5 tRNA genes and 3 rRNA genes are annotated in these 5526 nt (G+C 51.8%); all 8 read left to right on the forward strand.

The features are described from left to right. Positions 1–141 precede the first annotated feature (141 nt). The 8 genes from ACFCY1_RS41295 to ACFCY1_RS41330 all read left to right on the forward strand — a co-directional run bounded on the left by ACFCY1_RS41295 (position 142) and on the right by ACFCY1_RS41330 (position 5388). A 16S ribosomal RNA gene (locus ACFCY1_RS41295) occupies positions 142–1689 on the forward strand. 170 nt (positions 1690–1859) lie between these two features. Beyond that, positions 1860–4787 (forward strand): 23S ribosomal RNA (locus ACFCY1_RS41300). 61 nt (positions 4788–4848) lie between these two features. Continuing rightward, positions 4849–4964: ribosomal RNA gene (gene rrf / locus ACFCY1_RS41305) — 5S ribosomal RNA — on the forward strand. The 16S, 23S and 5S rRNA genes sit together here with 5 tRNA genes alongside, the layout of an rRNA operon. A gap of 9 nt (positions 4965–4973) precedes the next feature. Then, positions 4974–5048 (forward strand) — tRNA-Asn (locus ACFCY1_RS41310). A 3-nt stretch (positions 5049–5051) separates the two neighbouring features. Continuing rightward, positions 5052–5143: transfer RNA gene (locus tag ACFCY1_RS41315), tRNA-Ser, on the forward strand. A gap of 10 nt (positions 5144–5153) precedes the next feature. Continuing rightward, positions 5154–5225, forward strand: a tRNA-Glu gene (locus ACFCY1_RS41320). An 11-nt stretch (positions 5226–5236) separates the two neighbouring features. After that, positions 5237–5311: transfer RNA gene (locus ACFCY1_RS41325), tRNA-Gln, on the forward strand. A gap of 4 nt (positions 5312–5315) precedes the next feature. Continuing rightward, a tRNA-Lys gene (locus ACFCY1_RS41330) sits at positions 5316–5388 on the forward strand. Positions 5389–5526 lie beyond the last annotated feature (138 nt).

Consider the following 5526-nt stretch of genomic DNA (forward strand, 5'->3'; position numbering starts at 1 on the left):
CCGCTAGGCTCCACCAATATGATCTTTGAAAACTAAACAAGACAAAACGCACCTGTTAATTCGAGTTTTTATAAAAAAATCCTATGATACATCATAGGTAGTCAGTCAAACTGGCGAAAAGCAAAACTTCGGTTTTGTACTTTTTCGGAGAGTTTGATCCTGGCTCAGGACGAACGCTGGCGGCGTGCCTAATACATGCAAGTCGAGCGGACAGATGGGAGCTTGCTCCCTGATGTTAGCGGCGGACGGGTGAGTAACACGTGGGTAACCTGCCTGTAAGACTGGGATAACTCCGGGAAACCGGGGCTAATACCGGATAACTTTTTTCTTCGCATGAAGGAGAATTGAAAGACGGCTTCGGCTGCCACTTATGGATGGACCCGCGTCGCATTAGCTAGTTGGTGAGGTAATGGCTCACCAAGGCAACGATGCGTAGCCGACCTGAGAGGGTGATCGGCCACACTGGGACTGAGACACGGCCCAGACTCCTACGGGAGGCAGCAGTAGGGAATCTTCCGCAATGGACGAAAGTCTGACGGAGCAACGCCGCGTGAGTGATGAAGGTTTTCGGATCGTAAAACTCTGTTGTTAGGGAAGAACAAGTGCGAGAGTAACTGCTCGCACCTTGACGGTACCTAACCAGAAAGCCACGGCTAACTACGTGCCAGCAGCCGCGGTAATACGTAGGTGGCAAGCGTTGTCCGGAATTATTGGGCGTAAAGCGCGCGCAGGCGGTTTCTTAAGTCTGATGTGAAAGCCCACGGCTCAACCGTGGAGGGTCATTGGAAACTGGGAGACTTGAGTGCAGAAGAGAAGAGCGGAATTCCACGTGTAGCGGTGAAATGCGTAGAGATGTGGAGGAACACCAGTGGCGAAGGCGGCTCTTTGGTCTGTAACTGACGCTGAGGCGCGAAAGCGTGGGGAGCGAACAGGATTAGATACCCTGGTAGTCCACGCCGTAAACGATGAGTGCTAAGTGTTAGAGGGTTTCCGCCCTTTAGTGCTGCAGCTAACGCATTAAGCACTCCGCCTGGGGAGTACGGCCGCAAGGCTGAAACTCAAAGGAATTGACGGGGGCCCGCACAAGCGGTGGAGCATGTGGTTTAATTCGAAGCAACGCGAAGAACCTTACCAGGTCTTGACATCCTCTGCCCTCCCTAGAGATAGGGATTTCCCTTCGGGGACAGAGTGACAGGTGGTGCATGGTTGTCGTCAGCTCGTGTCGTGAGATGTTGGGTTAAGTCCCGCAACGAGCGCAACCCTTGACCTTAGTTGCCAGCATTCAGTTGGGCACTCTAAGGTGACTGCCGGTGACAAACCGGAGGAAGGTGGGGATGACGTCAAATCATCATGCCCCTTATGACCTGGGCTACACACGTGCTACAATGGACAGAACAAAGGGCAGCGAAACCGCGAGGTTAAGCCAATCCCACAAATCTGTTCTCAGTTCGGATCGCAGTCTGCAACTCGACTGCGTGAAGCTGGAATCGCTAGTAATCGCGGATCAGCATGCCGCGGTGAATACGTTCCCGGGCCTTGTACACACCGCCCGTCACACCACGAGAGTTTGTAACACCCGAAGTCGGTGAGGTAACCTTTTGGAGCCAGCCGCCGAAGGTGGGACAGATGATTGGGGTGAAGTCGTAACAAGGTAGCCGTATCGGAAGGTGCGGCTGGATCACCTCCTTTCTAAGGATATTATACGGAATATAAGACCTTGGGTCTTATAAACAGAACGTTCCCTGTCTTGTTTAGTTTTGAAGGATCATTCCTTCGAAACGTGTTCTTTGAAAACTAGATAACAGTAGACATCACATTCAATTAGTAACACAAGATATCACATAGTGATTCTTTTTAACGGTTAAGTTAGAAAGGGCGCACGGTGGATGCCTTGGCACTAGGAGCCGATGAAGGACGGGACTAACACCGATATGCTTCGGGGAGCTGTAAGCAAGCTTTGATCCGGAGATTTCCGAATGGGGAAACCCACTGCCCGTAATGGGGTAGTATCCTTACTTGAATACATAGAGTAAGGAAGGCAGACCCGGGGAACTGAAACATCTAAGTACCCGGAGGAAGAGAAAGCAAACGCGATTTCCTGAGTAGCGGCGAGCGAAACGGAAGAAGCCCAAACCAAGAGGCTTGCCTCTTGGGGTTGTAGGACACTCTATACGGAGTTACAAAGGAACGAGGTAAATGAAGAGGTCTGGAAAGGCCCGCCAAAGGAGGTAACAGCCCTGTAGTTGAAACTTCGTTCTCTCCTGAGTGGATCCTGAGTACGGCGGGACACGTGAAATCCCGTCGGAAGCAGGGAGGACCATCTCCCAAGGCTAAATACTCCCTAGTGACCGATAGTGAACCAGTACCGTGAGGGAAAGGTGAAAAGCACCCCGGGAGGGGAGTGAAAGAGAACCTGAAACCGTGTGCCTACAAGTAGTTAGAGCCCGTTAACGGGTGATGGCGTGCCTTTTGTAGAATGAACCGGCGAGTTACGATCCCGTGCAAGGTTAAGCAGAAGATGCGGAGCCGCAGCGAAAGCGAGTCTGAATAGGGCGAATGAGTACGTGGTCGTAGACCCGAAACCAGGTGATCTACCCATGTCCAGGGTGAAGTTCAGGTAACACTGAATGGAGGCCCGAACCCACGCACGTTGAAAAGTGCGGGGATGAGGTGTGGGTAGCGGAGAAATTCCAATCGAACCTGGAGATAGCTGGTTCTCTCCGAAATAGCTTTAGGGCTAGCCTTAAGGTAAGAGTCTTGGAGGTAGAGCACTGTTTGGACTAGGGGCCCTCATCGGGTTACCGAATTCAGACAAACTCCGAATGCCAATGACTTATCCTTAGGAGTCAGACTGCGAGTGATAAGATCCGTAGTCAAAAGGGAAACAGCCCAGACCACCAGCTAAGGTCCCAAAGTATACGTTAAGTGGAAAAGGATGTGGAGTTGCTTAGACAACCAGGATGTTGGCTTAGAAGCAGCCACCATTTAAAGAGTGCGTAATAGCTCACTGGTCGAGTGACTCTGCGCCGAAAATGTACCGGGGCTAAACGTATCACCGAAGCTGCGGACTGTTCTTCGAACAGTGGTAGGAGAGCGTTCTAAGGGCTGTGAAGCTAGACCGGAAGGACTGGTGGAGCGCTTAGAAGTGAGAATGCCGGTATGAGTAGCGAAAGAGGGGTGAGAATCCCCTCCACCGAATGCCTAAGGTTTCCTGAGGAAGGCTCGTCCGCTCAGGGTTAGTCGGGACCTAAGCCGAGGCCGAAAGGCGTAGGCGATGGACAACAGGTTGATATTCCTGTACCACCTCCTCACCATTTGAGCAATGGGGGGACGCAGGAGGATAGGGTAAGCGCGGTATTGGATATCCGCGTCCAAGCAGTTAGGCTGGGAAATAGGCAAATCCGTTTCCCGTGAAGGCTGAGCTGTGATGGCGAGGGAAATATAGTACCGAAGTTCCTGATTCCACACTGCCTAGAAAATCCTCTAGTGAGGTGAAAGGTGCCCGTACCGCAAACCGACACAGGTAGGCGAGGAGAGAATCCTAAGGTGATCGAGAGAACTCTCGTTAAGGAACTCGGCAAAATGACCCCGTAACTTCGGGAGAAGGGGTGCTCTCTTAGGGTGAAAGCCCGAGAGAGCCGCAGTGAATAGGCCCAGGCGACTGTTTAGCAAAAACACAGGTCTCTGCGAAGCCGTAAGGCGAAGTATAGGGGCTGACGCCTGCCCGGTGCTGGAAGGTTAAGAGGAGCGCTTAGCGTAAGCGAAGGTGCGAATTGAAGCCCCAGTAAACGGCGGCCGTAACTATAACGGTCCTAAGGTAGCGAAATTCCTTGTCGGGTAAGTTCCGACCCGCACGAAAGGCGCAACGATCTGGGCACTGTCTCAACGAGAGACTCGGTGAAATTATAGTACCTGTGAAGATGCAGGTTACCCGCGACAGGACGGAAAGACCCCGTGGAGCTTTACTGCAGCCTGATATTGAATGTTGGTACAGCTTGTACAGGATAGGTAGGAGCCTTGGAAACCGGAGCGCTAGCTTCGGTGGAGGCATCGGTGGGATACTACCCTGGCTGTATTGACCTTCTAACCCGCTGCCCTTATCGGGCAGGGAGACAGTGTCAGGTGGGCAGTTTGACTGGGGCGGTCGCCTCCTAAAAGGTAACGGAGGCGCCCAAAGGTTCCCTCAGAATGGTTGGAAATCATTCGCAGAGTGTAAAGGCACAAGGGAGCTTGACTGCGAGACCTACAAGTCGAGCAGGGACGAAAGTCGGGCTTAGTGATCCGGTGGTTCCGCATGGAAGGGCCATCGCTCAACGGATAAAAGCTACCCCGGGGATAACAGGCTTATCTCCCCCAAGAGTCCACATCGACGGGGAGGTTTGGCACCTCGATGTCGGCTCATCGCATCCTGGGGCTGTAGTCGGTCCCAAGGGTTGGGCTGTTCGCCCATTAAAGCGGTACGCGAGCTGGGTTCAGAACGTCGTGAGACAGTTCGGTCCCTATCCGTCGCGGGCGCAGGAAATTTGAGAGGAGCTGTCCTTAGTACGAGAGGACCGGGATGGACGCACCGCTGGTGTACCAGTTGTTCTGCCAAGGGCATCGCTGGGTAGCTATGTGCGGAAGGGATAAGTGCTGAAAGCATCTAAGCATGAAGCCCCCCTCAAGATGAGATTTCCCATTCCGCAAGGAAGTAAGATCCCTGAAAGATGATCAGGTTGATAGGTCTGAGGTGGAAGCGTGGTGACACGTGGAGCTGACAGATACTAATAGATCGAGGACTTAACCTATATTCTAATGTGAAGCATGAACATTGTTATCTAGTTTTGAGAGAACATTCTCTCCATCAGGTTTGGTGGCGATAGCGAAGAGGTCACACCCGTTCCCATACCGAACACGGAAGTTAAGCTCTTCAGCGCCGATGGTAGTTGGGGGTTTCCCCCTGTGAGAGTAGGACGTTGCCGGGTTTATATTAATCCGCAGTAGCTCAGTGGTAGAGCTATCGGCTGTTAACCGATCGGTCGTAGGTTCGAATCCTACCTGCGGAGCCATTAGGAGAGCTGTCCGAGTGGCCGAAGGAGCACGATTGGAAATCGTGTAGACGGTTAACGCTGTCTCAAGGGTTCAAATCCCTTGCTCTCCGCCATATAAACTGTGGCCCGTTGGTCAAGCGGTTAAGACACCGCCCTTTCACGGCGGTAACACGGGTTCGAATCCCGTACGGGTCATTCCATTTCGTTGGGCTATAGCCAAGCGGTAAGGCAACGGACTTTGACTCCGTCATGCGTTGGTTCGAATCCAGCTAGCCCAGCCATTAAGAGCCATTAGCTCAGTTGGTAGAGCATCTGACTTTTAATCAGAGGGTCGAAGGTTCGAGTCCTTCATGGCTCATCAAATTTGCAAAAGTTTCCTTAAACTTTAGAGGTTTAAGGATTTTTTTTTGTGAAAAATATTTATAGAGAAACTTATAAGAGTTACAAACGTATAAACAATCGGTAAATTTTTATTAAATTCGATTGAGAGTAGAGG

The organism is Kitasatospora sp. NPDC056273 (assembly GCF_042268845.1).
GTDB lineage: Bacteria > Actinomycetota > Actinomycetes > Streptomycetales > Streptomycetaceae > Kitasatospora.